This is a genomic window from Rhodoferax ferrireducens (assembly GCF_003347515.1).
GTDB lineage: Bacteria > Pseudomonadota > Gammaproteobacteria > Burkholderiales > Burkholderiaceae_C > Rhodoferax.
Genome location: NZ_QEII01000256.1, coordinates 23,132 through 49,464, shown reverse-complemented (window position 1 = coordinate 49,464; position 26,333 = coordinate 23,132). Strand labels below are relative to the sequence as shown.

At 57.1% G+C, this 26,333-nt stretch carries 26 protein-coding genes; 18 read left to right on the top strand and 8 right to left on the bottom strand.

What is annotated here, in order from left to right; genetic code table 11:
- Window positions 1-6: 6 nt before the first annotated feature.
- Genes C5P05_RS08900 through C5P05_RS08890 form a run of 3 tightly spaced genes read right to left on the bottom strand, consistent with a single transcriptional unit; the run spans window position 7 to window position 3,712 of the window.
- A complete protein-coding gene (locus tag C5P05_RS08900) occupies window positions 7-1,527 on the bottom strand; it encodes an amidase (protein ID WP_114969483.1) in 1,521 nt (506 codons plus the stop codon).
- Between the two features lie 8 nt (window positions 1,528-1,535).
- Window positions 1,536-2,531 (bottom strand): Bug family tripartite tricarboxylate transporter substrate binding protein, encoded by a 996-nt coding sequence (locus tag C5P05_RS08895; protein ID WP_114969482.1) that lies wholly within the window; start codon window positions 2,529-2,531, stop codon window positions 1,536-1,538.
- Window positions 2,532-2,572: 41 nt separating this feature from the next.
- Window positions 2,573-3,712: an NAD(P)/FAD-dependent oxidoreductase gene (locus C5P05_RS08890; protein WP_114969481.1), complete on the bottom strand. Its 1,140-nt coding sequence runs from the start codon at window positions 3,710-3,712 to the stop codon at window positions 2,573-2,575.
- Between the two features lie 76 nt (window positions 3,713-3,788).
- On the opposite strand from C5P05_RS08890, the gene C5P05_RS08885 reads away from it, so the two are divergent.
- Window positions 3,789-4,412, top strand: a complete 624-nt coding sequence (locus tag C5P05_RS08885) for a helix-turn-helix domain-containing protein (RefSeq protein WP_114969480.1) — start codon at window positions 3,789-3,791, stop codon at window positions 4,410-4,412.
- Between the two features lie 137 nt (window positions 4,413-4,549).
- Here C5P05_RS08885 and upp read toward each other — a convergent pair whose 3' ends face one another.
- Both upp and C5P05_RS08875 read right to left on the bottom strand, forming a co-directional pair.
- Window positions 4,550-5,200: a uracil phosphoribosyltransferase gene (gene upp / locus C5P05_RS08880; RefSeq protein ID WP_114969479.1), complete on the bottom strand. Its 651-nt coding sequence runs from the start codon at window positions 5,198-5,200 to the stop codon at window positions 4,550-4,552.
- A gap of 54 nt (window positions 5,201-5,254) precedes the next feature.
- Window positions 5,255-6,811 (bottom strand): helicase HerA-like domain-containing protein, encoded by a 1,557-nt coding sequence (locus C5P05_RS08875; RefSeq protein WP_114969478.1) that lies wholly within the window; start codon window positions 6,809-6,811, stop codon window positions 5,255-5,257.
- A 58-nt stretch (window positions 6,812-6,869) separates the two neighbouring features.
- Here C5P05_RS08875 and C5P05_RS08870 point away from each other — a divergent pair, with 58 nt between their 5' ends.
- From C5P05_RS08870 to C5P05_RS08820, 11 genes are read left to right on the top strand one after another with little or no spacing between them, the layout of a single operon-like run.
- Window positions 6,870-7,604, top strand: coding sequence for a YebC/PmpR family DNA-binding transcriptional regulator (locus C5P05_RS08870; RefSeq protein ID WP_114969477.1), 735 nt, complete (start codon window positions 6,870-6,872; stop codon window positions 7,602-7,604).
- A complete protein-coding gene (gene purD / locus C5P05_RS08865; protein ID WP_114969476.1) occupies window positions 7,601-8,902 on the top strand; it encodes a phosphoribosylamine--glycine ligase in 1,302 nt (433 codons plus the stop codon). The genes C5P05_RS08870 and purD overlap by 4 nt, the downstream gene beginning before the upstream one ends.
- On the top strand, window positions 8,899-9,831 hold the full coding sequence (hemF, locus tag C5P05_RS08860) for an oxygen-dependent coproporphyrinogen oxidase (protein ID WP_114969475.1): 933 nt from the start codon (window positions 8,899-8,901) through the stop codon (window positions 9,829-9,831). The genes purD and hemF overlap by 4 nt, the downstream gene beginning before the upstream one ends.
- On the top strand, window positions 9,828-10,445 hold the full coding sequence (gene nadD, locus C5P05_RS08855; protein ID WP_232834407.1) for a nicotinate (nicotinamide) nucleotide adenylyltransferase: 618 nt from the start codon (window positions 9,828-9,830) through the stop codon (window positions 10,443-10,445). Before hemF ends, nadD begins: the two co-directional genes overlap by 4 nt.
- Window positions 10,445-11,209 carry a ribosome silencing factor gene (rsfS, locus tag C5P05_RS08850; RefSeq protein ID WP_114969473.1) on the top strand — a complete coding sequence of 255 codons (765 nt, stop codon included), beginning with the start codon at window positions 10,445-10,447 and terminating at the stop codon, window positions 11,207-11,209. Before nadD ends, rsfS begins: the two co-directional genes overlap by 1 nt.
- Before the next feature lie 14 nt (window positions 11,210-11,223).
- Window positions 11,224-11,691 carry a 23S rRNA (pseudouridine(1915)-N(3))-methyltransferase RlmH gene (gene rlmH, locus C5P05_RS08845; RefSeq protein ID WP_114969472.1) on the top strand — a complete coding sequence of 156 codons (468 nt, stop codon included), beginning with the start codon at window positions 11,224-11,226 and terminating at the stop codon, window positions 11,689-11,691.
- 18 nt (window positions 11,692-11,709) lie between these two features.
- The gene (locus C5P05_RS08840) at window positions 11,710-12,312 is read left to right on the top strand and encodes a Maf family protein (protein WP_114969471.1); all 603 of its coding nucleotides are present in this window, start codon (window positions 11,710-11,712) and stop codon (window positions 12,310-12,312) included.
- 14 nt (window positions 12,313-12,326) lie between these two features.
- A complete protein-coding gene (gene rng / locus C5P05_RS08835) occupies window positions 12,327-13,802 on the top strand; it encodes a ribonuclease G (RefSeq protein WP_114969470.1) in 1,476 nt (491 codons plus the stop codon).
- 4 nt (window positions 13,803-13,806) lie between these two features.
- Window positions 13,807-14,937 (top strand): glycosyltransferase family 4 protein, encoded by a 1,131-nt coding sequence (locus C5P05_RS08830; protein ID WP_114969469.1) that lies wholly within the window; start codon window positions 13,807-13,809, stop codon window positions 14,935-14,937.
- A gap of 59 nt (window positions 14,938-14,996) precedes the next feature.
- Window positions 14,997-16,358 carry a glycosyltransferase gene (locus C5P05_RS08825; protein WP_114969468.1) on the top strand — a complete coding sequence of 454 codons (1,362 nt, stop codon included), beginning with the start codon at window positions 14,997-14,999 and terminating at the stop codon, window positions 16,356-16,358.
- A gap of 1 nt (window position 16,359) precedes the next feature.
- Window positions 16,360-17,730 (top strand): O-antigen ligase family protein, encoded by a 1,371-nt coding sequence (locus C5P05_RS08820; protein WP_114969467.1) that lies wholly within the window; start codon window positions 16,360-16,362, stop codon window positions 17,728-17,730.
- Between the two features lie 10 nt (window positions 17,731-17,740).
- Here C5P05_RS08820 and C5P05_RS33635 read toward each other — a convergent pair whose 3' ends face one another.
- Genes C5P05_RS33635 through msbA form a run of 3 tightly spaced genes read right to left on the bottom strand, consistent with a single transcriptional unit; the run spans window position 17,741 to window position 21,130 of the window.
- Window positions 17,741-18,625, bottom strand: coding sequence for a DUF6492 family protein (locus C5P05_RS33635; protein ID WP_157979272.1), 885 nt, complete (start codon window positions 18,623-18,625; stop codon window positions 17,741-17,743).
- A 43-nt stretch (window positions 18,626-18,668) separates the two neighbouring features.
- Window positions 18,669-19,388: a polysaccharide deacetylase family protein gene (locus C5P05_RS08810; protein ID WP_114969465.1), complete on the bottom strand. Its 720-nt coding sequence runs from the start codon at window positions 19,386-19,388 to the stop codon at window positions 18,669-18,671.
- Window positions 19,385-21,130: a lipid A export permease/ATP-binding protein MsbA gene (gene msbA, locus C5P05_RS08805; protein ID WP_114969464.1), complete on the bottom strand. Its 1,746-nt coding sequence runs from the start codon at window positions 21,128-21,130 to the stop codon at window positions 19,385-19,387. Before msbA ends, C5P05_RS08810 begins: the two co-directional genes overlap by 4 nt.
- Window positions 21,131-21,240: 110 nt before the next feature.
- On the opposite strand from msbA, the gene C5P05_RS08800 reads away from it, so the two are divergent.
- The 6 genes from C5P05_RS08800 to C5P05_RS08775 are packed head-to-tail and all read left to right on the top strand — an operon-like array spanning window position 21,241 to window position 26,333.
- Window positions 21,241-22,017, top strand: coding sequence for a glycosyltransferase family 2 protein (locus C5P05_RS08800; protein WP_114969463.1), 777 nt, complete (start codon window positions 21,241-21,243; stop codon window positions 22,015-22,017).
- Window positions 22,014-22,856: a glycosyltransferase family 2 protein gene (locus tag C5P05_RS08795; protein WP_114969462.1), complete on the top strand. Its 843-nt coding sequence runs from the start codon at window positions 22,014-22,016 to the stop codon at window positions 22,854-22,856. Before C5P05_RS08800 ends, C5P05_RS08795 begins: the two co-directional genes overlap by 4 nt.
- A gap of 25 nt (window positions 22,857-22,881) precedes the next feature.
- Window positions 22,882-24,159 (top strand): Tol-Pal system beta propeller repeat protein TolB, encoded by a 1,278-nt coding sequence (gene tolB, locus C5P05_RS08790; RefSeq protein ID WP_114969570.1) that lies wholly within the window; start codon window positions 22,882-22,884, stop codon window positions 24,157-24,159.
- A 21-nt stretch (window positions 24,160-24,180) separates the two neighbouring features.
- Window positions 24,181-24,714 carry a peptidoglycan-associated lipoprotein Pal gene (gene pal, locus C5P05_RS08785; RefSeq protein WP_114969461.1) on the top strand — a complete coding sequence of 178 codons (534 nt, stop codon included), beginning with the start codon at window positions 24,181-24,183 and terminating at the stop codon, window positions 24,712-24,714.
- A 5-nt stretch (window positions 24,715-24,719) separates the two neighbouring features.
- The gene (gene ybgF / locus C5P05_RS08780) at window positions 24,720-25,499 is read left to right on the top strand and encodes a tol-pal system protein YbgF (RefSeq protein WP_420130734.1); all 780 of its coding nucleotides are present in this window, start codon (window positions 24,720-24,722) and stop codon (window positions 25,497-25,499) included.
- A 51-nt stretch (window positions 25,500-25,550) separates the two neighbouring features.
- On the top strand, window positions 25,551-26,333 hold the full coding sequence (locus C5P05_RS08775) for a tRNA threonylcarbamoyladenosine dehydratase (protein ID WP_114969459.1): 783 nt from the start codon (window positions 25,551-25,553) through the stop codon (window positions 26,331-26,333).

The window sequence follows — 26,333 nt, the reverse complement described above, 5'->3', positions numbered from 1 at the left end:
CGCCGGTCAAACCGCGGTCATGCCGTCGCCAGCGCCTCCGGAGCCGTCTGTTTGCGGCGGATGCGTGACGATGGACTTGAGTTCGGGCCGGGCCACCCGCAGCGCGTCAATGTCCGGTTTGGGGCGGCACAGCCCCGGCGTGGACTGACAAGCCTGTTCCAGTGCCTGGGCCGCGGCCAGCAACTGCGTGTCGCCGTGCAGCCGCCCGATCAACTGCAGGCCAAACGGCATGCCGTGCTCGTCGCTGCCGCAGGGCAGGGACAGCGCCGGGTTGGTGGCCAGCGTGACCACATAAGTCAGGCCCAGCCAGTGGTAGTAGTTGCGCATGGCCTGGCCGTCGATCTGGCCGGCATACAGTTCGGTCCACGAAAAAGGCGTGACCGGCGTCACCGGCGCCAGGATCAGGTCGTACTGCTCAAACGCTTTGGCGAAGCGGCGCGCGACGCGGGTCTGCTCTAGGTGCGCCCAGGCCCGGTCGGCCAGCGTGATGGCGGCCGCGATTTCCATGTTGGCGCGTACGTTGGGGCCCAGGGTGTCGGGCGCGTTGCGGTAGGTGTCGCCAAAAGCGGCTACGAAGCTCTCGGCACGCAAGATGTCGAACGTACGGTCAGCATCGCCGAGTTGCAAGTCCACCGGCTCGCAACTTGCCACCAGCGGCCGGATCGCCTCGACGCGCTGACGGAATACGCGGCGGATTTCGGGGTCCACGATGCACAGGCCAAAGTCTTCCGTCGTGCCCACGCGCAGGCTTGAAAGGTCGACTTCTTTCAAGGGCCAAAACGTGGACGCGTCGACCGGGTAGGACAGCGGGTCGCGCGCATCCGGCCCTACGCTGGCGGCCAACATCAGCGCGGTGTCCGCCACGCTGCGCCCCATGGGCCCCAGCACTGAGATCACCGACCAGCCCAGCGGCCGCGCGTCGTTGGCCACCAACCCCGGGGAGGGGCGCAGCCCGACCACGCCGCACAGCGCCGCCGGAATGCGCAGCGAACCGCCGGTGTCCGAGCCCGTGCACAGCGGCAGCATGTCGGTGGCCAGCGCGGCGGCCGAGCCACCCGAGGAGCCACCGGCATTGAGGGCAGGGTTGAATGGATTGCTGGTGGCGCCCCAGACCGGGTTGCGCGTGTTGGCGCCCGCGCCCATGTCGGGCACATTGGTCTTGGCGGTGACGATGGCGCCGGCCGCGCGCAGCCGCGCCACCAGTGCGTTGTCGTTGGCGGGCACGTTGCCACGCAGCCGCACGTTGCCGTAGGTGGTGAGCAGGCCGGCGGTGTCCTGCAGGTCTTTCACGCCGAGGGGCAGGCCGTGCAATGGACCTAAGCGCTCGCCGCGCATCACCTGCGCCTCGGCCTGGCGCGCGGTTTCGCGGGCCCGCGTGAAGTCGGTCGCGCAGATGGCGTTGACGGCGGGGTTGAGGGCCTCAATGCGCGCGATGCAGGCATCCAGCAGTTCCACCGGCGAGAGCTGGCGGCTGCCGATCAGGCGGCGCAGCTCGACGGCGGATTTCTCGGGCAGGCTGGTATTCATGTTCGGCCTCAATCTGCTTTGATCTGCGAGCGCTCGGCGATGCCCTTCATGCGGGCAATATCGGCCGTGACCATGCCAGCCCAGTCAGGGATGGCGTGGTAAGCCGGCTCGAAACCGGCGGTCTTCATTTTTTCTTGCGTATCCGGGCTGGCCATCAGTGTGGCCAGCGCCTTCTCCAGCCGTGCTTTGACCTCCGGTGGCAGGCCATGCGGTGCTACCAGCGCGAGCCAGGCGGTCATGTCGAAACCGGGGTAGCCGGACTCGGCCACGGTCGGAACGTCGGGCATCATCGTCGAGCGTTTGGCCGTGGTGACCGCCAGCACCTTGATCTTGCCGCTCTTGAGCTGCTGCGCGGCGGCCACCACGGTGTCGAAGGACAGGGGAATCTGCCCGCCGATCAGGTCGGTCATCAGTGGCGCGCTGCCCCGGTACGGTATGTGCGTCATTTTGAGGCCGGTGGCAGCGTTGAACATGGCGCCCGCGAAGTTCGAGGTGGTGCCGTTACCGAAGCTGCCATAGACGAATTTGTCGGGACTGGCTTTGGCCGCTGCGACCAGTTGCGGCACGCCGGTAGCCGTGACGGAGGAATTCACCAGCAGCGCGAGCGCCACCGAGCCGACCATGCCGATGGGCTCGAAGCCTTTGACCGGGTCGTACTGGAGCTTGGGGTTGAGCGCCGGGTTCAGCGTGAAGGTGGAGTTGGAGCTGATCAACAAGGTGTAGCCATCAGGCTTGGCGTTGGCCACGGCTGCCGCACCAATCGCGGTGCCGGCGCCGGGTTTGTTGTCCACCACCACCGGCTGGCCCAACTGCTCCTCAAGCTTTCGGGCCAGGATGCGTGCCAGCACGTCGGCCGCGCCGCCGGCCGGGTAGGGTGCGATCAAGGTGAGCGGCCGTTCGGGGAAGCCGGCTGCGGCCGCTAGATCTGAACCGAGGAGGGCGGCAAAGAGGATGCTGCTGGCGATCAAAGTACGGCGCAATGTCTTGAGGGGAGTCGCTTGCATGGGGGGACCTCGTTGGAAAAGAAAGGGTTGGGAAGGGTGATTCAGGCACGCAGCCGGGCTGGCGACAAGGCCGAAGGCTCGACGCCCTGCTGGATCAATTCTTCTGGCAGCGCCACGCCTCTGAGCAGGGCGTCGGCCAGCGCACTGGCGCCGGCCGCGCTCTGGATGCCGTAGCCACCTTGGGCTGCGAGCCAGAAAAAGCCGGGACAGGCATCGTCCGGGCCGATCACCAGCTCGCCGTCAGGCACAAACGAGCGCAAGCCGGCCCAGGTGCTGCTGGGGCGGCGGATGCTCAGGGTGGAGACCGATTCGATCTGGTGGATGCCCATGGCAATGTCCAGCTCCTCGGGCACCACGTCGTGCGGCACGGTGGGGTCGGTATTGGCGGGCGAGCCCAGCAGCTGGCCGGCGTCGGGCTTGAAATAGTAGCTCTCGTCCACGCCGACGACGGCCGGCCAGTCAGAGGCGTCCACGCCTTCGGGCGGCTTGAAGGTAAAAGCACTGCGCCGGTGCGGCACCAGGCCGATGGGGCGGGCGCCGAACAGGGCGGCTACTTCGTCAGCCCAGGCGCCTGCCGCGTTGACCACGGTGCGTGCCTGCAGCGTCTGGCCATCGGCAAACACCAAGGTCCAGCGCTGGCCATCGTGGCTGGCCTGCGTCAGCGTGGCGCCGGTGCGCAGCTCACCGTCCGGGCCTGCTTTTTGTCGGAAGCCACGCAGAAAGCCCTGGTGCAGCGCATGCACATCAATGTCTTGTGCGCCAGGATCGTACAGGGCGCCGTGCACCACTTCGGGTCGCAGGCAGGGCACACGGGCCAGTGTGGCGGCAGCATCCAGCACCGTGAGATTGGGGCAGGTGGCAGCCAGTTCGGTGTGGGTCTGCGCGAGTTGCGCCTCCTGGCCGTGCGTGGCCAGGTACAGCGCGCCACGCGGCTGCATCAGCCGCTCACTGACAAAGCCTGGGGGCGGCTGTTCGTAAAACGCCCGGCTGGCACGGGTCAGCGCCCGCACCATGGGCGGGCCGTAGCTTTCCATGAACATGGCGGCCGAACGGCCGGTCGAGTGGTAACCGGGCTGACTCTCGCGCTCGATCAGCGCGACGCTGCGCAGTCCGGCCAGGCGCCAGGCCAGGGAAGCGCCGGCCATGCCAGCGCCGAGGATGATGATGTCAAATTCTCGCATTTGAGAATTCTCGCATGCGAGAATCATGCCTGTCCAGCGTCATTTGTCCGTTTGGGTTGAATCAAGGGAAAACACCATGTCCGCACCTTCCGCCCGCACCGCGGTCGCCACGCCTGTCGCAGCCCCCGAGCCGGATCGGGTGCGCCTGGGTCTGGGTCTGCGCGAACACCGCAAGGCGCGGCGCTTGACGCTCAAGGACCTGTCAGCACGTTCCGGCGTGGCTTTGTCCACCTTGTCCAAAATGGAGCTGGGGCAGATCTCTGTCAGTTACGAAAAGCTCGCTGCGGTGGCGCGCGCACTTTCGCTGGACGTAGGGCAACTGTTTGACCCGCGAGCGGCGGCACCGCTCGGCATGCCGGCGCCTTCGGTGGTGTGGTCGTCGGCCGACACGGCGCCGGCTTACAGCTCGGGCAACTATGACTACCGCATGCTGGCTACGGATTTTCCGGCCAAGCGCATGACGCCCTTGTTTGGTCGCATCGTGGCGCGCGAACGGGCGCAGTTCCCGGATTTCATCCGCCATCCGGGGGAGGAGTTCGTCATGGTGAAGTCAGGCCGGGTGCGCATCCATTTTGAGACCGGCGAGCTCATCGAACTCGGGCGCCACGAGTCGGCGTATTTCGACAGCGGCATCGGTCACATTTATCTCTCGCTGGGCCGCACCGACGCGCAGGTGCTGGTGGTAATGAGCGAGTCGTGACACTGGCTGATTCCGTCGCAGTTTTGCAGTGATAGTCGGCAAAGGCGGCGTGCCCCTTTTGATTGAATTTGCTATTAAATTAGTAGCTATTTGCGCATATGCGGCGAGGGCTAGATGCCTATTTGACTATGAAATCCTCACTGGGTGCCGAAAATCCGGTCACCGGCATCCCCGAGGCCGGGCAGGATGTAACCATGGGAGTTGAGTTGCCGGTCAATCGCGGCGGTGTAGATCTGCACATCCGGGTGCGCTTTGCGCAGAGTGGCGATGCCTTCGGGGCAGGTCAGCAGGCAGACAAACTTGATGGACTTGGGTTGGAGCTGCTTGATCCGGGTCACGGCGGCCACGGCTGAATTGCCGGTGGCCAGCATCGGGTCCACCACCACCACGTCGCGCTCCTGCATGTCTTGGGGCATCTTGAAGTAATACTCCACGGCCTGCAGGGTTTTGGGGTCGCGGTACAGACCAATGTGGCCGACGCGCGCGCCCGGCACGATGGTCAGCATGCCGTCCAGAATGCCGGTGCCCGCCCGCAGAATGGACACAAACACCAGTTTCTTGCCGTCGATCACTTTGGCGGTCATGGTCTCCAGCGGCGTCTCGATTTCCACCTCCTGCATCGCCATGTCGCGCGTCACTTCATAAGCCATCAACATGCTGATTTCATTGAGCAAGGTGCGAAAGCTGTTGGTGCTGGCTTCCTTTTTGCGCATCAGCGTCAGTTTGTGCTGGACCAGTGGATGGTCAACCAGATGAACGTGGGGATCAGGGTGGTTTGAGGTGCTCATTCAGGGGGTCCTTGTCAAATATTTAGTTGTGGCGGTCACGCCAATTGTCAAAATCTAGCGTTTGGAGCCGCCGAAGATGCCACCGAGCACGCCGCGGATGATCTGGCGTCCCACTTCGCGCCCCACGGAGCTGGCGGCACTTCGGATCAGTTGTTCGCCGGCGGAGGTGCGGGTTCGGCGTACGCCGCCGCCAAAAATGGAGCCCAGGCTATCGAGCAACCCGCCGCCAGCTGGCGCTGCTGTGCTCGTTTCATTCTCCGGCTGGGCTGGCGCCTGCTTCCGGCCGTTCGCGTCGCGCGCGGGCGCTGAGGCCGTTTTGGTCGCCAGGCGTGTCTCGGCGTGCCCCTTGATTTTTTCGTAAGCGGATTCCCGGTCCAGCGCTTTTTCATAAACGCCGGCCACGATCGACTCGTTTATCAGGGCCTTGCGCTGGTCCGCCGTGATGGGGCCAATCTGGCTTGCTGGCGGCAATACGTAGACGCGCTCGGTGACGCCGGGGCGACCTTTCTCGTCCAGAAAACTCACCAGCGCTTCACCGACAGCGAGTTCCGTGATGACGGCACCGATGTCCAACGCCGGGTTGGGCCGCATGGTGTCAGCGGCCGATTTGACAGCCTTCTGGTCCCGCGGCGTGAAGGCGCGCAAGGCATGCTGCACCCGGTTGCCGAGCTGGGCCAGCACCGAATCGGGAATGTCCAGCGGGTTTTGCGTCACGAAATAGACGCCCACGCCTTTGGAGCGCACCAGCCGCACCACCAGTTCAATGCGTTCCATCAGCACCTTGGGCGCGTCGGTAAACAGCAGGTGCGCCTCGTCAAAGAAAAACACAATCTTTGGCTTGTCCAGATCGCCCACTTCAGGCAGGGTTTCGAACAATTCGCTCAGCAACCACAGCAAGAACGTGGCGTACAGGCGGGGGGCGTTCATCAGCTTGTCGGCGGCCAGCACGTTGATCAGGCCGCGCCCGTCAGCGTCGGTTTGCATGAAATCTTCGATATTGAGCATGGGCTCGCCAAAGAACTGGTCGCCGCCCTGGGACTCAATCTGCATCAGCCCGCGTTGGATGGCGCCGATGCTGGCGGCGCTGATATTGCCGTATTCGGTGGTGAACTCGGCCGCGTTGTCGCCCACCAACTGGCACATGGCGCGCAGGTCTTTCATGTCCAGCAGCAGCAGGCCGTCATCGTCGGCAATTTTGAAAACCAGTTGCAGCACGCCGGCCTGGGTCTCGTTCAGGTTGAGCATGCGCGCCAGCAACAGCGGCCCCAGGTCACTGACGGTGGCCCGCACCGGGTGGCCTTGTTCACCGAACACGTCCCACAAGGTGGTCGCACACGCCGCAAATTCAGGAGCGGCAAGCGCTCTATCGGCGAGAACTTGGGCCAGTTTTGATCCTAAAGTGCCGGCTTGGGAGATGCCGGTGAGATCGCCTTTGACGTCGGCCATGAACACCGGCACGCCGATGCGCGAGAAGCCTTCGGCCATGGTTTGCAGGGTGATGGTTTTGCCGGTGCCGGTGGCGCCGGTGATGAGCCCGTGCCGGTTGGCCTTGTCAGGCCGCAGGAAGCATTGGGTCTCGCCGTGTTGTGCAATCAGGATGGGATCGGACATGATGCTCTCGAAAAGTACAATTGACTCGATAGCGTAACGAACTTTTGAAGGATTCCCCGTGGCAGGACACAGTAAATGGGCCAATATTCAGCACCGCAAAGGTCGCCAGGATGAGAAGCGGGGCAAAATCTGGACCCGCATCATCCGGGAAATCACGGTGGCAGCCCGCGCTGGCGGCGGCGATCTGGCCACCAACCCGCGCCTGCGTCTGGCGGTGGAGCGCGCCAAGGCGGCCAACATGCCGGCTGACCGCGTCAAGTACAACATCGACAAGGCCACCGGTAACCAGGAAGGTGTGCATTACGAAGAAATTCGTTATGAAGGCTACGGCATTGGCGGCGCGGCCATCCTGGTCGATACCATGACCGACAACAAGGTGCGCACGGTAGCCGAAGTGCGCCACGCTTTCTCGAAATACGGCGGCAACATGGGCACGGAAGGCTCGGTGGTGTTTCAGTTCAAGCATTGTGGCCAGCTCATTTTTGCCCCTGGCACGAACGAAGACAAGGTCATGGAAGTGGCGCTGGAAGCCGGTGCCGAAGACGTGATTACCGGCGACGACGGTGCCATTGAAGTGTTGACCGCCTATGCCGACTTTGAGGTGGTCAAAAACGCCCTGGAAGCCGCCGGCCTGAAGCCTGAAATGGCCGAGGTCACCATGCGGGCCGAAAACCCGATCGAACTCACCGGCGACGATGCTGTTCGAATGCAAAAGCTGCTCGACGTGCTGGAAGAGCTGGACGACACGCAAAATATTTACCACAACGCAGAGATTGACAGCGAGGCGCTATGAATATTCTCGTGATTGGCGGTGGTGGCCGTGAACATGCCCTGGCCTGGAAGCTGGCGCAGTCGCCCAAAGTGCAAATGATTTATGTGGCCCCGGGGAATGGCGGCACCGAGCTGGATGGCCGGCTGGAGAATGTCAATATCACGGACGTCCAGGAATTGCGGGAGTGGGCTGTGGCCAAGAAAATTGGCCTCACCGTGGTGGGCCCGGAAGGTCCGTTGGCGGCGGGCGTGGTGGATGAGTTCCGTAAACATGGCCTGCGCGTCTTCGGTCCAACCCAGGCTGCTGCCCAGCTGGAGAGTTCCAAAGCATTTTCCAAGTCGTTCATGAAGCGCCACGGTATTCCGACCGCCGAGTACGAGACCTTCACGGATCCGGTGGCGGCACACGCTTATGTTGACAAGATGGGCGCGCCTATCGTCGTCAAGGCCGATGGCCTGGCCGCCGGCAAGGGCGTGGTGGTGGCCTTGAGCCTGGCCGAAGCGCACGAAGCGGTTGACTTCATGCTGGTGGACAATAAGCTGGGCGTGACACACAACGAAGGTGGTGCGCGCGTCGTCATTGAAGAGTTTTTGGTCGGTGAAGAAGCCAGCTTTATCGTGATGTGTGACGGCAAAAATGTGTTGCCCTTAGCCACCAGCCAGGACCACAAGCGTCTGCTGGACGGCGATCTGGGCCCCAACACCGGCGGCATGGGGGCATATTCGCCTGCACCGATAGTGACGCCCGATGTGCATGCCCGCGCCATGCGTGAAATTATTTTGCCCACCATCAGGGGCATGGAAAAAGACGGTATTCCGTTTACCGGATTTCTGTACGCCGGGCTGATGATCGATGCCCACGGGCATCCCAAAACGCTGGAGTTCAACTGCCGCATGGGCGACCCGGAGACGCAACCTATCATGATGCGACTCAAGACTGATTTGGTCGACGTGATGCTAGCTGCTACCGAGCCGGGCCCGCATGGCCACTTGGATCAGGTCGAGTTGCAGTGGGATCGCCGCACGGCCATGGGCGTGGTCATGGCGGCGCACGGCTACCCGCTGCATCCGCGCAAGGGCGATGTCGTTACCGGCCTGCCCAAGGAGGAGGACGATGCCGTCGTGTTCCATGCGGGTACGGCCATGCAAGAGGGCGACATTGTCACGTCGGGTGGGCGCGTTTTGTGTGTGACGGTGCTGGCGGACAACGTCCGGCAAGCGCAACAGCGTGCCTACGAAGTGGCCATGGGTGTTCATTTTGATGGCATGCAATACCGCACGGACATTGGGCATCGCGCGGTCAAAAATTCGGCGCCATGAGTGTGGTGGATCAAAATTCATCGCGAACTGAGGCGGTGCGCGGCTATCTACAGGGTTTGCAGACGCGCATCACCTCGGCCATTGCGGCGTTGGATGGCAGTGCGTTTTTGACGGATGTTTGGCAGAAGCAACCCGGTGAGCTGCTGCAAGGCAATGGCATCACCCAAATTTTGGAGGGTGGAGCTGTTTTCGAGCGTGCCGGGTGCGGTTTCTCGCATGTGCGGGGCCCGAGTTTGCCGCCCTCCGCCACGCAACATCGCCCTGAGCTGGCTGGCGCGCCGTTTGAGGCCATGGGTGTCTCGCTGGTCTTTCATCCGCGCAATCCCTATGTGCCAACGGTCCACATGAATGTGCGCATGCTGGCGGCAAAGGGGCGTGACGGTGCCGACGTGTGCTGGTTCGGCGGCGGCATGGATTTGACGCCTTTTTACGGTTTTGAAGACGACGCAGTGCATTTCCATGCCACCTGCAAAGCCGCGCTTGCGCCGTATGGCAGCGATAAATACCCGCGCTTCAAGACCTGGTGCGATGAGTACTTTTATTTGAAGCATCGCGCGGAACAGCGCGGTGTAGGCGGCATCTTTTTTGACGACTTTTCCGAACTCGGATTTGATGACAGTCTGGCCATGATGCAGTCAGTCGGGGACTCGTTTTTGACGGCCTATTTGCCGATCGTTGCGCGCCGCAAAGACATGGCCTACGGGGAGAGGGAACGCGCGTTTCAGCTCTACCGCCGTGGCCGCTATGTCGAATTCAATCTGGTGTGGGATCGCGGCACGCACTTTGGCCTGCAATCGGGTGGGCGAACTGAATCCATTCTGCTGTCGATGCCACCGCTGGTGAGTTGGTCATACCAAAACGTGCCGGAAGCAGGCTCGCCGGAAGCGGATTTATATGCCAGGTTTCTGGTGCGCAAGGAATGGGTTTGACCGCCACGCAGTCTGCGGCGCGGCGCATTGGTGTGTTTGGTGGCGCGTTTGACCCGCCTCACCTTGCGCATCGGGCACTGGTGCAGGCTGCTTTGGCTGATTTGCATCTTGATGAACTCCGTATTGTTCCCACCGGGCAGGCGTGGCACAAAGCTCGGGACTTGAGTCCGGCCCGTCACCGTCTGGCCATGGCACAGCTGGCGTTTGGAGATCTGCCAGGGGTCGTTATTGATTCACGCGAAACCGAGCGCTCTGGCCCGAGTTACACGCTGGATACCTTGCGCGAGTTCAAGGCGTTATGGCCTGACGCCGAATTGTTTCTGATCATGGGTGAAGACCAGGCCCGTGCGTTGCCAAGCTGGCATGAATGGACCGAGGTGTTGCGACTAGCTATAATTTGTGTAGCTGAGCGCAAAGATGTGACGGGGGCTACCCCCTCATTTAATGTTCCCAAACCGCATGAATCGCGTTTCAGGCGGCTGCAAATGCCAGTTATGCCTGTCAGCGCAACCGATATTCGGACCCGAATTGCAGCGCATCAATGCGTTGCCCCACTGGTTTTTGAACCAGTTGCGCGTTATATTGACGACCACCACCTTTACCAGACTACTTGATGACTACTTCGACCGTTGCAAAAAAAGACATTCAAAAACTTCAGCGAGCCATCGTCGATGGTCTGGAAGACGTCAAAGCCCAGGACATTCAGGTGTTCGATACCGAGCACCTTTCCGCTTTGTTTGAGAGAGTGATCATTGCCTCGGGTACGTCCAACCGGCAGACCAAGGCGCTGGCTGGCAGCGTGCGCGATGCGGTTCGCGATGCTGGTTTCCCCAAGCCCCGGGTTGAAGGCGAGACCAACGGCGAGTGGATTATTGTGGATTGCGGCCAAGCCGTGGTGCACGTCATGCAACCCAATTTTCGCCAGTACTACAACTTGGAAGAACTTTGGGGCGAAAAGCCGGTGCGGCTCAAATTTGGTGCCGTCAAGCCCACCGAAAAAGAAATCATCGTGCCGCTCAAAGCGACTAAAAAGGTGGTCGAGGTGGAGGGCAACCTCAGGCGTTCGAATGCCGCCAAGAAGGGCGTGGCAGAGGCCTTCCCGTCCAAAGCCCAGGTGAAGAAAACGCTGGCGGCCAAGTCTGCTGCCGCAAAAGCGCCGGTAAGAAAAGCGGTTGCGAAGAAAGCACCGGCCAAGGCCACCGCCGTCGTTGCCGAGAAGAAGACCGCGCCTAAGGTCGCGGTTAAAGTTGCCGTGAAGAAGGTAACGGTCAACGCCCCGGCGAAAACGGCGGCGAAGAAATCGGCACCCAAGGCACCGGCCAAGGTTGCCGCCAAGAAAGCACCTGCCAGGAAGACGGCAGTAGCTCGCAAAGCCTGACAGCGTCTTTTTTTGTGAGGCTGGTGATTGTTGCGGTGGGTCAGCGGGTGCCTGACTGGGCGCAAACGGCTTGGGATGACTATGCCAAGCGTTTTCCCTACGAACTTAAAGTCGAACTCAAAACCGTCAAGACCGAGCCGCGCGGCTCCAAAACATTAGAAAATCTCTACGCGGCGGAGCGTGCGCGTATCGAAGCCGTTATACCCAAGGGCTGCCGCATCGTGGCCCTGGACGAGCGCGGCACCACGATGACCACGGTTGCCTTGGCGAACAAGCTCAAGCACTGGCAATTGGAAAGCGACGACGTGGCCCTGGTCATCGGCGGCCCCGACGGGCTCGACCCGGCATTCAAACAAGCGGCACATGAGCGCATTCGCTTGTCGGATTTGACCCTGCCCCATGCCATGGTCCGGGTGTTGCTGATTGAGCAGCTTTACCGTGCCTGGTCCATCAATGCCAATCATCCTTATCACCGCGAGTGATGTTTTCAGGTTTTCATTGTGAGTGAGTTCATTTATCTTGCCTCGCAAAGTCCGCGACGCAGTCAATTGCTGGATCAACTGGGCGTGCGTCATGAGTTGCTGTTGCCCGGCGCGGATGAAGACTCCGAAGCGCTTGAAGTGGCGCTGCCCAACGAAGCGCCTGCGGCCTACGTCAAACGGGTCACGCAACTCAAACTAAATGCGGCATTAATGCGACTCAAGCAAAGGGGGTTGCCGACGGCGCCCGTGCTCTGCTCGGACACCACCGTGGCATTGGGTCGCATCATTTACGGCAAACCAATAGATGCCGCTGATGCCGCCCGCATTCTCACCGAGCTCTCAAGCAAGACGCACCGGGTACTGACTGGCGTGGTGCTTGGCACGGTGCGCAAGCGTGTGCAAGCCCTGTGTGAATCGCGCGTGACCTTCGCCGACATGAGCCCCCGCCAGATTCAGGCCTATGTCGCCTCGGGTGAGCCCATGGGCAAGGCCGGTGCGTATGGTGTGCAGGGCAGGGCGGCGGCGTATATTTCGTTTATCTCCGGTAGCTACTCTGGCATCATGGGACTTCCCATGTTTGAAACTGCGCAACTGCTACGGACCTTTGGCTTCAAGATTTGAGCACCCCACCTCCCATGCAAGAAGACATTCTTATCAACTGGTCTCCGCAGGAAACCCGTGTCGCCATTGTTGAAAATGGCGTGCTGCAGGAGTTGCACGTCGAGCGGACGCTGGAGCGTGGTTTGGTTGGCAATGTTTATTTGGGTAAGGTGGCTCGCGTGCTGCCGGGCATGCAGTCCGCGTTCATTGACATTGGTCTGGAGCGCGCCGCGTTCCTGCATGTGGCCGACGTCTGGCACCGCCAGCCAGAAGGCGAGCCACCCAGCATGGTGCGCAATACACAGCCACTGGTTCCGATTGAAAAGCAGGTATTTGAGGGACAGGCACTGATGGTGCAGGTTATCAAGGATCCTATTGGTACCAAGGGTGCGCGGCTGTCCACTCAGATCAGTATTGCCGGGCGCATGCTCGTGTTCCTGCCGCAGGACGACCATGTCGGCGTGTCACAAAAAATCCCGCAACACCAGCGCGACGAGCTTCGTTCCCGCCTGGTGGCCCTGGCTGGCAATGAAGGCGGCGGATTCATTCTTCGAACCAATGGTGAGGACGCCTCTGATCTGGAGTTGTCTGAAGACATCGGCTATTTGCGAAAAGCCTGGGCTCGTATCAAGAGCGCATCCGTGCGTCTGCCGCCTTTGTCGATCTTGCACCAGGACCTGAGCCTGCTGCAGCGCGTATTGCGTGATTTGGTAGGAGAAGGTACACAAACCATCCGGGTGGACTCGCGGGAACAGTTTGAGGCCCTCAAGACCTTTGGCCTCGAATTCATGCCAGCAGCATCGGCCAAGCTCCAGCATTACAAGGGCGAACGCCCTATTTTTGACCTGTATGCCATTGATGACGAGATCGCCAAGGCGCTCGGGCGCCGGGTCGAGCTGAAGTCAGGCGGCTATCTGATCGTGGACCAGACCGAGGCGTTGACCACGGTCGATGTGAATACAGGTGGCTTTGTCGGTGCTCGCAACTTTGACGACACCATCTTCAAAACCAACCTGGAAGCCGCTCAGGCGATAGCGCGCCAGCTGCGCCTTCGCAATCTGGGGGGCATCATCATCGTGGATTTCATTGATATGGTGCGGGAAGACCATCGTGAGTCGGTCTTGGCGGAATTCAAAAAACAGCTGGTGCGGGACCGCGTCAAAACCATGGCGGGCGGCTTTTCGCAGCTGGGTCTGGTCGAGATGACGCGCAAGCGCACACGTGAGTCGCTGGCACATATGCTGTGTGAACCCTGTCCGACCTGCCAAGGAAAGGGCATTGTTAAAACAGCGCGCAGTGTGGCTTACGACATTTGTCGCGAGATACTGCGTGAGGCGCGCCAGTTCAACCCGCGCGAGTTTCGCGTGATCGCGTCGCCCAAGGTGATTGAGTTGTTTCTGGATGAAGAAAGCCAGCATCTGGCTGGTTTGAGTGAGTTCATCGGCAAACCGGTTTCATTGCAGAGTGAAGGTGCGATGGGGCAAGAGCAATACGATATTGTTCTTCTGTAGGTCCATGCGCATTGCCGTCATCAGTCGGGTATTCTCAAAATCGGGCGGGGGCGCGGAAAGTTACTCGGTCGCGCTGGTCCAGCAGCTCGCCTCGCGTCATGACATTCATGTGTTTGCACAGGAATCGAATCATCCTGTGGCCGGGGTAACCTATCACCGTGTTTTTTGCCTGAGCCGCAAGCCGCGCTGGGTCAATCAGCTCTTGTTTGCCGTTGCCACCTGGATGCAGACCCGATGCGGCTTTGATGTGGTGCATTCCCACGAGAACACCTGGCACGGACAAATCCAGACCATTCATGTCAGACCGGTGCGACACAACCTGTTTTTTGCGCGTCACGGGATTCGCCGCTTTGTGCAATGGCTGAAGGTTGCCCTGAGTCCGCGCCTGATCACCTACGTGTTGCTGGAAGGCGCCCGCTTCAAATCGCGTCCTTCACGCACAGTAGTCGCAACTTCGGAGAACCTGCGCAGGGAGTGCGAGCAGGCCTATCCTGATAGCACGCTTGTGGTCTCCGTCATTGTCCCTGGAACCAATCTTCCTGTGAATTTGCCCTCGCGTCGAGCTGCACGGCAAATGCTTGATTTGCCACAGGATCGCCCCTTGGTCCTGTTTGTCGCGAATGATTACGCACGAAAAGGCTTGGACACCCTGTTGAAGGCCATGGCGAATTTGCCTGCAGAGGTTGGTTTGTTTGTTGTGGGGAACCCCAGGTCTGCATCCAAATATCGCCAGGAGGCTGGGCGCTTGGGCCTCGAGCAACGAATTCATTTCCTCGGATCGCTCGACGATCTTTCCCCAGCCTATTGCGCGGCTGATTGCCTGGCCCACCCGACGCTGGAGGACAGCTTTGCCATGGTGGTGCTTGAGGCACTGGCCCACGGATTGCCCGTCATTGTGAGCGGCCCCGGGCATTGTGGTATATCCAGTCAACTTACGCATGGCGTTGACGCCATGTTATTGCCTGATCCCAAAGATCCGCAGGCTCTTTCCCGGCTTATTGGCTCTGTGTTGGGCGATCCAGGTCTTGCGGCGCATCTGCACCGTAATGGCTTGAAGTTTGCCCAGCTTCATTCATGGGAGAGGGCCGCCCTACAATATGAGCAGCTGTATTTGCAGGCCGCTTCCATGCACTAATTCCTTTGGAATGACGCTGTTCTTTCACATTTCCAATCTCTACGGCTCCGGTTATTCGAATGACTGCTAACCCCCGGCAGCGCTGGCTCGTTATCGCTCACGCGTTCAACATGGACGGCCGGGCAGCCAGTCAGACCATCACCGACAAGTTGCCGCACCTCCGGCGTGCAGGGATCGAGGTCGTGGTCTTGAGTGGGGTGTCAGGTAGTCATGATACCGAGGTCGAGCATCACCAGCTATGGCCGATGGGGCCAGCCGGTTTTCGGTTTGAATTGCGGCACGTGTTGAGACGTCGTTGGGGCAATGGCATTCGCTATCGCCTGCTGATGACGCTGGCCTCCATTTTTCTATTGCCCTGGATGCTGCTGGAAAAACTGCTGTGGCCCGTCGAAAGCTCCTGGTCCTGGTGGTTGAGTGCCTACCTGAAAGGGCGTGCATTGGCCCGACAGAAGCCTTTTGATCTGATTTACTCGACCGGTGGTGCTTTTGCTGCGCACTTGGCGGCTCGTTCGCTCAAGCGGGCCTCCGGCACGCCGTGGCTGGCGGAGGTACACGATCCGATGGTGATACCTGGGGAAACGCCCACTTCACGCCAGCAAAAGATGCAGGCAGAGGTTGAGCGCCTGATATGCACCCATGCGGATATTGCGATCTGGTTCACTGAGCAGGCCCTGGCCAGTGCCCGTTTGCGGCACCCGCAACTGGCCGAGCGGGGGAAGATGATGTTGCCCGGCATCGACAAGCCTTTCCAGGTGCTGCCGCCTTACTATTCCGGGGGGAAGTTTGTTATAGGCCATTTCGGTTCGCTCTCTCCGACCCGGCACCTTGGGCCAATCGTAGCGGCACTGGAAATGCTCAGCGAGCGTCGGCATGAACTGGTTGAAGCCACTGAATTGCATTTGTACGGAGGGCCACTGGACAAGGTCTCAACTCAAGTGTTGGCAGGATCTCGCGTAGGTCCGTGCGTACGCCACTTTGGCAGAATTGAAGCCGATCCTCAGACCGGCTTGAGCGGTCGTGAGCAGATATTGCACCGCATGCGGTCCGTGGATGTGCTGTTGTTGTTGCATGGAGAAGATGCCATCTGCGCTGAATACATACCGTCCAAGCTCTACGAATATCTATGGATGCAACGGCCGATATTGGCAGTCGTGCATCGCAACCCGCAAATGGCTGCCCTGATTCGTGAGCAGGGTCATTGGGCCGTTTGCTGGAGTGATGATAAAGCCGGCAATTCACTGCCAGGTCCTGCGTTGGCAACCGCTTTGGAGCAGCTGTTTGATCGGTGGCGGGCGGCTGGTCTGGAGGAGAACGATCACGTCAGCCCGTACACCACCGAGGCGGCCGTGAGTCAATTATCCGGTTGGGTAAATGAGTTATCCGTAACTCGCCGCGAAGCTCGCGGAACTGGAAACTCATGACATGACGAGACTGGCAACCCTTCGACTCCTCCGACTCAAAGAGGTCAGCACGCCAACGTTCTTGATCGGACTGCTCGCGGCTTGTTACATTGCTGTTTTGCCAATGTCCAACACCATTGCATTACGCAATGTGGTCCTTTTGGCGTTATCTATGTGTCTGGCATGGCAATTTCTAAAAGCGCGCCCTCCTGCCGTCAAGTGGGTACTGCCTGTCGTGCTATGGGTGAGCTATATCCTCTTTTTCCCGTTCATCGCAGTTTCACCGGCAATAGCTTTGGAAAACTTGCTTGGGCAATGGGGCCGGGGAGTACTGGCCATGCTGGTTGGCGCCGGAGTCGCCACCATTTTTTATAGCAAGGACAAAGGTGCTGTTTTCTATCTCGGATTGGCAAGCGCTTTCTCCATACTGGTTCATCTCTGCCTCTTTGGTTTGAAGGCGTGGACGACATCGTCGATTCCATGGGGTTATTGGGGGAGGGAGACACATCACGCGGATCTTGGTTACGCCGCTGGGCAGGCGATTGTTCTCTTGGCAGCTGCCACCATTGCAGGTCACCGGCCACTGCGGCCCCTGGCTGTGGCCTTGATGTTTGCCTGTCTCTTGAGTACGGCTCTGGCGCATTCACGGGCTGGCCTGGCTTTTGGTCTGATTGGAGGCGTGCTTGCTTTTGGCTGCGCGTATTTGGTGCGTGCAGATAGTCGACGTATTAATTTGCTCGCCGGCTTGCTAGGCCTAACGCTTGTAGGGCTTGCCGTCCTTGCCGTAGCCGTCAAGGAAGATGCCCGCTGGCAAAACATGGCTTCGCAACTTGTCGCTGGATTTCAGGGTGATGCCATTCAGATCCAGTGCGAGGGAACATCTTCCATTGAATCCAAAATAATCTCGCAATATGGTTCTGGCGAGCAAGCGCAGCAGATTATCTCCAGTGTGCGTGATGGCGACGGTGCCCGGATGGTTGTTTTGCGTGCCGGCCTTGCACTTGCACTCAAACACCCCTGGGGGAGCGATGGATCCAGACATTCATTTCAGAAATTACTGATGGAGGAATGTGCCACGCCAGCCATTCAAATGGCACATACCCATAACGGATGGCTTGATACCGTATTGGCTTTGGGATGGATCGGTGCAGCGCTGTATATGTGGGCTCTGCTATTCTTCTTGAAACAGGGGCTTACTTATCTGCGCCGTGAGAGACAGCTGAATGAGTGGGCGATAGTACTTGTGGCGCTGTCCACTTTTTGGATTCTTCGCGGCTTCACAGACTCAATATTTCGTGATCATATGATGGAAATGCAAGGATTTCTTCTCGCCTATGCATCAGTAGCTTTGAATTTACAAACGCGAGTTACATTTCAGCAGTGTAAGCCGTAGACAAACTGTTTCAAGCTCGGAATTTCTTTATCATGCTTTTTATCGTCTTATTCATTTGTGATAAAACGCTTTTTGGGGCTTCATTGCTTATGCCTTCCCAATTGGATTGTTTAACAATACCAAGATAATTCTTTCTTATGCTATCAAGAGTGATTCCTCTTTTTTTATCGGCGTAGTATTGAATTTCATGAAGATATGTTCTGAAAAATGGTTCTGCTGGACGCAACGGAATTGCGTTGAACTTAAGTAATGCTTCTCCATACAAGCGCAGTTCGTATGGATACTGAATGATGGCATCGGCGAAGCTCATATCTTTTTCACAAAGAAATTGATCAAATGACTCCCATACACGTCTCGACCAAACCAAAGGTGGGATGCCAAAGTCGTAGATCTTTCCGCTTCGACCAATAAATTCTTGAACGTGCTTGGCTTCCTTGTTGAGGTAGGTTTGAATCTTGTCTATTTTTTTTGAGGCAAAATAAGTCAGGTATTCTTTCCCCTCTCCAATCACTGTATAAGGTGTTCCATCGTCGCAAATAAAATCTGATTTTGTAAAGTTTTTTATGAATTCGTTGTCTGAATCCAGGCATACGTAATTGACGGAAACCCCCAAACGCCAAAATTCTGATTTAATGATTTGCTGAGATATTTCGCCAGGAAGTTTATTTATCTCATCTAGTTTAATTTTTGGATTTTTTGAAGTTATTTCTTCATCTCGGATTAATTTCACGTTGAATGGAGAGAAGCTGTCTTTAAATAAGGAAAAATCTTTGGATGGAATAGATAAATAAAAATCAATTTTTTCTATATTGTATTTTTCAATCGATTGAGTTAATCGCAAGCATCTATTTAAATCTCGCGAATAACTTTTGCAATAAAGAACTAATTCATCCATAATTTTTCTATTTAGTAATTGTTTCCATCGATGATGCTTGCGTTTAACCTCGTCGATTTTCGTACTTGGTGAGAATTTTTAGGATGAATAAGCTGATATGTGTGGCTTGGGCTATCAGAATTCGACGGAGCGAAAACGGGTCGTCGTTTCCCTGAATTTTTCCACGACGTGTTGTTGTCGCCGTGATGTATCCGGCCTGTTTTACCATTTGAGCGTGCGAGATATCAAATCGGCCATAGGGGTAGCAGAAATGACGGACAGAACACCCCAGGCTGTCTTCAAGCTCCTGCTTCGATAACGCAATTTCGTCGATCGCAGCATCCATGTCGAGCCGGGTGAGGTCTGCATGTGTACGGGTGTGTGACCCGATTTCCATACCGCTGTCCAGCCAGACGTGCCAGTCCTCTGCGGTCATTAATGGTTTTTGCGCGACACCAATTTCCTTGTCCCAGATATTGACGCCGCCCAGCATGCCACTCACGGCATAGCAAGTGGCCGTAAAGCCATGCTTCGTCAAAGTGGGTAGCGCGTTTGTCAGATTATTCTGGTAGCCATCATCAAAGGTAATGCCGACCACTTTCCCGTGCTGCTTGCCTTCCAGGTAGGGCTCAAGATCACGCATGGACAAGCCTCTGAAGCCGAGGCATTTCAGTACGAACATCTGACGTGCAAACACAGCTGGCGAAACAACCAGGCCGCGCAGCGGGGTACCGCGCCGTGGCGGAGCATCGATCTGGTGGTACATGAGGATGGGAATGCTCATGCTTGCAGCCGACGCAGATTGGCGTAATACCCAGCTGCAGCTAATAACTCGGCATGGTTGCCTGCTTCGACGATCCGTCCCTGGTCAACGACCAGAATGCAGTCCGCATGCTCAATGGTACTGAGCCGATGCGCAATAACTAATGTTGTTCGATTTCGCATGAGAATGGCGAGCGCGGCCTGCACCTGGCGCTCGGACTCGCTGTCGAGTGCTGAGGTCGCTTCATCTAGTATCAGAATCGGCGCGTCCTTGAGTAGGGCTCGTGCAATAGCGATACGCTGACGTTGCCCGCCAGAAAGTTTGGCGCCGTTTTCACCGACAAGCGTGTCCAGGCCATTGGGAAGCTGCTCGATAAAGTCCCATGCGTGGGCTGCACGTGCTGCTTTAATCACTTCATCCCGGCTGAATGTTTCCAATGAACCATATGCAATATTGGCTTCAATGGTGTCATTGAACAAAACAACATCCTGGCTGACAAGCGCAATGTTCTGGCGCAAACTGGCGAGGGTCAGGTCCTGCACGTCAATACCGTCGACCAATATCCGGCCGGATGTCAGAGGGTAAAAGCGGGGAATCAACGAACTGATGGTTGTCTTGCCGCCACCGGAGGCGCCAACCAATGCCACAGTTTGACCCGCTGCGATCTGAAAGTTGATACTTTTCAAGGCAATGCGTTCTGCGCCGGGGTAAAGAAAACTCACGTCGTCAAAACAGATGTCCCCTTTAGCCCGAAGCAATTGCTGCCTTCCCTGATCGTCTTCCTGTTGTGTGTCCAGCAATGCGAATACGCTCTCGCTGGCTGCGAGGCCGCGCTGAATGGTTGTATTGACCGTCGTCAGCTGCTTGATTGGTGAAATCAGCAGCAACATGGCCGTGATGAATGAAATAAAGCCGCCCGCCGAGGCCCCAGCTTGACCGGTGGATTGGCTCAGGGCCAGGAAGGCGATGATTGCAATCGCGACAGAGGCTGCGATATGTGTAATGGGGGTCACTGCGGATGCAGGAATGGCTTCGCGCATCTGGGCTCTACGAAATTGTTCCGTAGCATTAAAAAACCGTTGCTGCTGCCGGGCCTGACCACCAAAAATCTTAACCACCCGTTCTGCTGAAATGGTTTCCTCAACCGTATGTGAAATCAGGCGCATCGCTTGCAGACTCTTTAGGCTGGCAGCCCGCATTCGTTTGCTGAACAACTTGACAGTGATCGCAATCACTGGACCGATGGCCAAGGTGATTAGTGTTAGCTTCCAGTCAAGGTAGAGCAGGTAGCCGATCAACGCAACGGCCGTCAGAGATTCCCGAACCACCGAAACCAGGGCGCTGGTCGCTGCGTCTGTCACGTTGTTCACGTCATAGACAAGACGGGAAATCAACTGACCCGCGGAATGTTCGTCATAGTGATAGGTTGGGAGAACGAGGAGTTTGGCAAACATGTCCCGACGCAAATCAGTGACCAGTCGGCTTGAAATCCACATCATCAAATAGCCTGTGAAATAGACAAAAATGCTGCGTACTACAAATAGCGACACGATACCGATCGGTATAAGCCATACCATGCGTGCGTCCTGCGTCTTGAATCCGTTGTCCAGCAGATACTTCATAATGGCTGGAAATACCGGTTCCGTAGCCGCCGTTCCTATCATTCCCACCACCGCGAGCGTGAAAGCCTTCCAGTAAGGCCTGACATAGGACAGCAGTCGCGTGTACAGGTCTCGATTGCTCGGGGAAATGGGTTGCGTCATCTGTGAGTGGTTTTAGTGCTTTTGGCTTTGCCAAAAGTCATCGGAGGCCGCCCGCAGGGGCTAGGCACGCACGTATTATGACGGCAACTTGCTACACTCCCGCATATCCTATGCGCCTTTCTGTCATCGTAATCACTCGCAACGAGTGCGCCAATATCTCCGATTGCCTGCTGGGTCTTGACTTCGCCGATGAGGTGGTCGTTCTGGACAATGCAAGTACCGATGGAACTGCAGACATCGCACGCAGCCTGGGTGCACGGGTCGCCATAAGCGACGATTGGCCCGGTTTCGGACCTCAAAAAAACCGGGCGCTTGATCTTGTCAGCGGCGAATGGGTTCTGTCCATTGATGCAGATGAACGGGTTACCCCTGAGCTTCGGAACGAAATTCTGGCGGTCATTTCTACAGCCCCATTGAATGATGCTTACTGTTTCCCCAGGCTGTCCAGTTACTGTGGCCAATTTATGAAGCACTCTGGCTGGCAACCAGATCTGGTCGTTCGCCTGTTCCGTCGTGGGAAGGCGAGGTTTTCCGATGACCTGGTTCATGAGCGCCTGATATCGCGGGAACCGATTGGTAAACTTCGGTCGCCATTGCGTCATCTGAGTTTTCCCGACTTTGAGTCGGTGCTCGACAAGGTGAATCGTTATTCGACGGCGGGCGCATTGGGTATGGCCCGAAAGGGCGCATCGGCGAGTCTATGGGGTGCCATCGGGCACGGGGTGTGGGCCTTTTTCCGCACTTACGTGTTGCGCCGGGGCTTTCTCGATGGACAGCTGGGCTTGGCCCTGGCGATATCCAATGCTGAAGGAACTTACTATCGGTATGCGAAACGCTGGTTGATGTCGCAAGCGCAGGCCCCAACGGCAAAGGCAAGCGGAAAGTGAAAACGGCTTTTATTGTCTTAACCTACAACCGCGTGGACACCTTGTTGCAGGTCTTGAATGGGCTCTCCAGACAATGCGGTGAATCGCATGAGGTGATCATCGCAGACGATGGGTCTGGTCCCGCCTCTATTGCGGCCCTAAACAAGGCCTTACCGCAATTCAATTGTCCCGTAAGCCATGTTTGGCACCCTGATACCGGCTTCACTGCTTCACGAGCCCGCAATCTTGCAGCAGTATCCAGTACCGCTGACTACTTGGTCTTCATGGATGGTGATTGCATACCCAATCCTCGCTTTGTCGAGGCGCACACGGCTTTGTCCGAGGGTGGGTTTTTTGTCAATGGAAGTCGTGTGTTGTTGAGCGAATCTCTAACCGAGAAAATTTTGGACAACGAAGTTGATATCAACACCGCCCATTGGCGTGATTGGCTTGGCTGGCGTTTGACCGGTGATGTAAATAAGCTGATCCATTTGCTGCAATGGCCTAATGCGCCATTTCGCAAAGAGAAAAAATTTCGCTGGAGAAAGATCAGAAGCTGCAATTTCGGAATCTGGCGTGACGATTTTGTCCGCGTCAATGGTTTTGACGAGTCGTTTCAGGGATGGGGACACGAAGACGCTGACTTGGTGTTACGCCTTCATAATGCTGGACTGCAACGCAAGAACGGTTTTTGTGCGACGGAGGTTTATCATTTGTGGCATAAAGAAAATAGTCGCAGCAATGAGGAGTCCAATCGGCACTTGGTCACTCGGCGTTTGCATACAGGCGTTATGCGCGCCCTTAAAGGTGTCGATGACGCTCTTGTCACTGATGACGTGAGAGTGACGCGACTCAACTGAAATGATTCAATATGCAGTACCCAAGATGAGCAAAACCATTACAAGATTTTATTTTTTTCTTCTGATCTTTAGCCTGGGTCTTCCCGCATTCGCCCAGTTTCGGGTTGACGTTTCGGGAATTGGCTTGAACCAGTTGCCTATCGCTGTTGCAACGTTTCGTGGAGAAAGCGGCGCACCACAGAAGATTGCCAGCATCGTGCAGGCTGACCTGGAGCGCAGCGGGCAATTTCGCGGTGTTGATACAACGGGTGTTGCCCTTGACGAGGGCAGTCGCCCTGATGTGGCTGTATGGCGGCAAAAGGGCGCTGACTCTCTGGCGACGGGGAGTGTGGTTCGTCTGGCTGATGGTCGGTACGACGTACGGTTTCGACTATGGGATGTGGTGCGAGGGCAAGATTTGGGTGGCCAGAGTTATGCCGTGGCTCAAGCCGATTTGCGACTCGCGGCACATCGCATTGCCGATTTCATTTATGAAAAACTGACGGGTGACAAGGGCGCTTTTTCAACACGAATTGCCTATGTCACCAAGGCCGGCCAGCGTTATCAACTGTGGGTCGCTGACGCCGATGGTGAAAACGCTCAATCGGCTCTGGCAAGCCCCGAACCCATTATTTCGCCAGCCTGGTCTCCCAATGGCAGCCAGTTAGCCTACGTTTCGTTTGAGTCCCGCAAGCCGGTCGTTTACACGCACGATGTCGTCAGCGGTAAACGTCGCCTGATTGCAAATTTCAGGGGCTCCAACAGTGCACCAGCCTGGTCTCCAGATGGACGCACGCTGGCCGTGACGCTGAGTCGTGACGGAGGCTCCCAACTCTATGCGATTGACGCAGGCGGTGGAGAGCCGCGCAGGCTAGCCCAATCCAGTAGTATTGACACCGAACCTGCCTACACGCCCGATGGTAAGAGTATTTATTTTGTCAGTGACCGTGGCGGAGCTCCACAAATCTACAAGATGCCCTCGACCGGCGGCAACGCGGAACGAGTGACGTTTACTGGTAGTTACAACATTTCTCCTGCGATTAGCGCTGACGGTCGCTGGCTGGCCTACATTTCCCGGGTGAATGGTGCTTTCAAGTTACATGTGATGGAGCTTGCGAGCGGAGCCGTCAATGCAGTTACCGATACATCGGCAGACGAGAGTCCGAGCTTTGCACCTAACAGTCGCTTAATTGTTTACGCAACCCAACAACAAGGGCGGGAAGCGCTAATGACAACGACACTGGACGGTAAACTCAAAGCACGTCTGGCTGGTCAAAATGGCAATATTCGTGAACCGGACTGGGGTCCGTTCCAGAAACAATAAACTCTTACTAGGAATAATTTAATGAAACATCTATTGTTGGCTTTTTGTGCGGCCGTGCTGATGGCGGGTTGCGGCTCAGCTGTGAAGTTGGACAGTGTGCCTGTTGAAGACAAGTCTGGAACCACTATTTCTCAGGATGGTGCGGGGGGGCAGGGTAGTTCTGTCAACAAGGGGGGAGTGACATCGGTAGATGTCGCAAAATCTGCTCAGCAGGGTGCTATTCCTGCCGGTCCGCGGATTGTCTATTTTGACTTTGATAGCTTTGTTATCAAACCGGAGTTTCAGTCGGTGATTGAGGCTCATGCCCGCTTTATCGTTGCGGACAAAGGGCGCAAAGTAGCAATCGAGGGACACACCGATGAACGCGGTGGCCGCGAATATAACCTTGCACTGGGTCAGAAGCGGGCGGAAGCTGTGCGCAGGGCTTTGGGCCTTCTTGGTGTCGTTGACAGTCAAGTGGAGGCGGTCAGTTTTGGCAAAGAAAAACCGGCTGCGCAAGGGTCTGACGAAGATGCAATGGCCAAGAACCGTCGGGCCGAAATTAGCTATCGATAGTCGATGTGGAAACTGATGTTGTGAAAATTTTTCGCCTGACTCTTATATCCGCTTTACTTTGCTTTGGGGCGACAACCGCCAGTGCTGGATTATTCGAAGACGACGAAGCGCGCAAGGCCATACTTGATCTTCGTCAGCGTGTCGAGGCCACTCGGCTGGAGTCGGAGCAGGGGGTGAGTCGTGCGGCTGAAGACAATGCTTCCTTGCGCCGAAGTTTGCTCGAGTTGCAAAACCAGATTGATACTTTGCGTTCAGAGACGGCGAAGCTCAGGGGTTTGAATGAACAATTGTCGCGTGACGTTGCGGATGTACAGCGGCGGCAGAAAGACAGTGCCCAAGGGGTGGACGATCGTCTCCGGCAGTTTGAACCCACAAAAGTTGCAGTTGATGGTCGCGAATTTGTGGCGGAACCAGCTGAAAAGCGGGACTACGAAGCGGCGTTGGCGGTTTTTAGAAAAGGCGATTTTCCTGCGTCGCAAACCGTGTTTCTGGATTTTCTCAAGCGTTATCCACAAAGTGGATATGGGCCATCAGCGCTGTTCTGGCTTGCCAACGCGCAATATGCGACGCGTGACTACAAAGAATCCATGATTAATTTTCGGGCTCTGATTGCGCGCGTGCCAGATCATTTGCGTGCTCCTGAGGCCGTATTGTCCATCGCTAACTGCCAGATTGAACTCAAAGACCCACGCGGTGCCCGTAAGACACTGGACGATCTGATCAAGGCCTATCCTCAGTCGGAGGCTGCAGTGGCTGCCAAAGAAAGACTGTCACGTCTCAAATAACAAACTACGCTTGCGTTAGTCTGGCAATGTACGAATTGAGCTGTAAGACTCATGCTAAATGTGGAGTTTGAATCGCATGCCATGAGTGTGGATCGACGATTTGGTGGGTTGGCTCGTCTGTACGGTGTATTGGGCGCGCAACGTATAGTTGACTCGCATGTGGCCGTCATCGGCATAGGCGGCGTTGGGTCCTGGGCGGTGGAGGCACTGGCGCGCAGCGGCGTGGGCTGCCTAACATTGATTGATCTGGACCACGTTGCAGAGTCCAATATTAATCGTCAAGTTCATGCAGTTGAGGCTACATTGGGCCAGGCGAAGGTGCTGGCCATGCGAGATCGTATTCATGCAATCAATCCTGCGTGCAAGGTGACATGCATCGAAGAATTTGTGGATGCCGCCAACTGGCCCAGCCTGTTGCCTGAGGGAGTAAGTGCTGTCATCGATGCTTGCGATCAGGTGAAAGCAAAGACCGCAATGGCCGTTTGGGCGCGACACACCGGCGTACTTTTCATCGCAGTGGGTGCGGCTGGAGGCAAGCGCCACGCCCATCTGGCGGACATTGATGATCTCGCCCTCGTAACCCATGATCCTTTGTTGACGCAGGTACGTCATCGTCTGCGCAAGGAACACAATGCACCGCGTGAAGGCAAGAAAATTGGTGTGACTTGCGTATTTAGCCGCGAAGCAGTGAAGCCTCCCGATGCATCCTGTTCTGTTGAAGGAGATGGAACGCTTAATTGCCACGGCTATGGTTCGGTGGTCAGCGTGACCGCTACATTTGGTCATTGTGCTGCGGGCTGGATTCTTGATCAAATTTCCAAGAAGAATTCATAG

Coding starts and splice junctions, on each gene's coding strand:
- C5P05_RS08900 (WP_114969483.1), bottom strand. CDS start 1,527: ATGAATACCAGCCTGCCCGAGAAATCCGCCGTCGAGCTGCGCCGCCTG.
- C5P05_RS08895 (WP_114969482.1), bottom strand. CDS start 2,531: ATGCAAGCGACTCCCCTCAAGACATTGCGCCGTACTTTGATCGCCAGC.
- C5P05_RS08890 (WP_114969481.1), bottom strand. CDS start 3,712: ATGCGAGAATTTGACATCATCATCCTCGGCGCTGGCATGGCCGGCGCT.
- C5P05_RS08885 (WP_114969480.1), top strand. CDS start 3,789: ATGTCCGCACCTTCCGCCCGCACCGCGGTCGCCACGCCTGTCGCAGCC.
- upp (WP_114969479.1), bottom strand. CDS start 5,200: ATGAGCACCTCAAACCACCCTGATCCCCACGTTCATCTGGTTGACCAT.
- C5P05_RS08875 (WP_114969478.1), bottom strand. CDS start 6,811: ATGTCCGATCCCATCCTGATTGCACAACACGGCGAGACCCAATGCTTC.
- purD (WP_114969476.1), top strand. CDS start 7,601: ATGAATATTCTCGTGATTGGCGGTGGTGGCCGTGAACATGCCCTGGCC.
- hemF (WP_114969475.1), top strand. CDS start 8,899: ATGAGTGTGGTGGATCAAAATTCATCGCGAACTGAGGCGGTGCGCGGC.
- rsfS (WP_114969473.1), top strand. CDS start 10,445: ATGACTACTTCGACCGTTGCAAAAAAAGACATTCAAAAACTTCAGCGA.
- rng (WP_114969470.1), top strand. CDS start 12,327: ATGCAAGAAGACATTCTTATCAACTGGTCTCCGCAGGAAACCCGTGTC.
- C5P05_RS08830 (WP_114969469.1), top strand. CDS start 13,807: ATGCGCATTGCCGTCATCAGTCGGGTATTCTCAAAATCGGGCGGGGGC.
- C5P05_RS08825 (WP_114969468.1), top strand. CDS start 14,997: ATGACTGCTAACCCCCGGCAGCGCTGGCTCGTTATCGCTCACGCGTTC.
- C5P05_RS08820 (WP_114969467.1), top strand. CDS start 16,360: ATGACGAGACTGGCAACCCTTCGACTCCTCCGACTCAAAGAGGTCAGC.
- C5P05_RS33635 (WP_157979272.1), bottom strand. CDS start 18,625: ATGGATGAATTAGTTCTTTATTGCAAAAGTTATTCGCGAGATTTAAAT.
- C5P05_RS08810 (WP_114969465.1), bottom strand. CDS start 19,388: ATGAGCATTCCCATCCTCATGTACCACCAGATCGATGCTCCGCCACGG.
- msbA (WP_114969464.1), bottom strand. CDS start 21,130: ATGACGCAACCCATTTCCCCGAGCAATCGAGACCTGTACACGCGACTG.
- C5P05_RS08800 (WP_114969463.1), top strand. CDS start 21,241: ATGCGCCTTTCTGTCATCGTAATCACTCGCAACGAGTGCGCCAATATC.
- tolB (WP_114969570.1), top strand. CDS start 22,882: ATGAGCAAAACCATTACAAGATTTTATTTTTTTCTTCTGATCTTTAGC.
- pal (WP_114969461.1), top strand. CDS start 24,181: ATGAAACATCTATTGTTGGCTTTTTGTGCGGCCGTGCTGATGGCGGGT.
- C5P05_RS08775 (WP_114969459.1), top strand. CDS start 25,551: ATGCTAAATGTGGAGTTTGAATCGCATGCCATGAGTGTGGATCGACGA.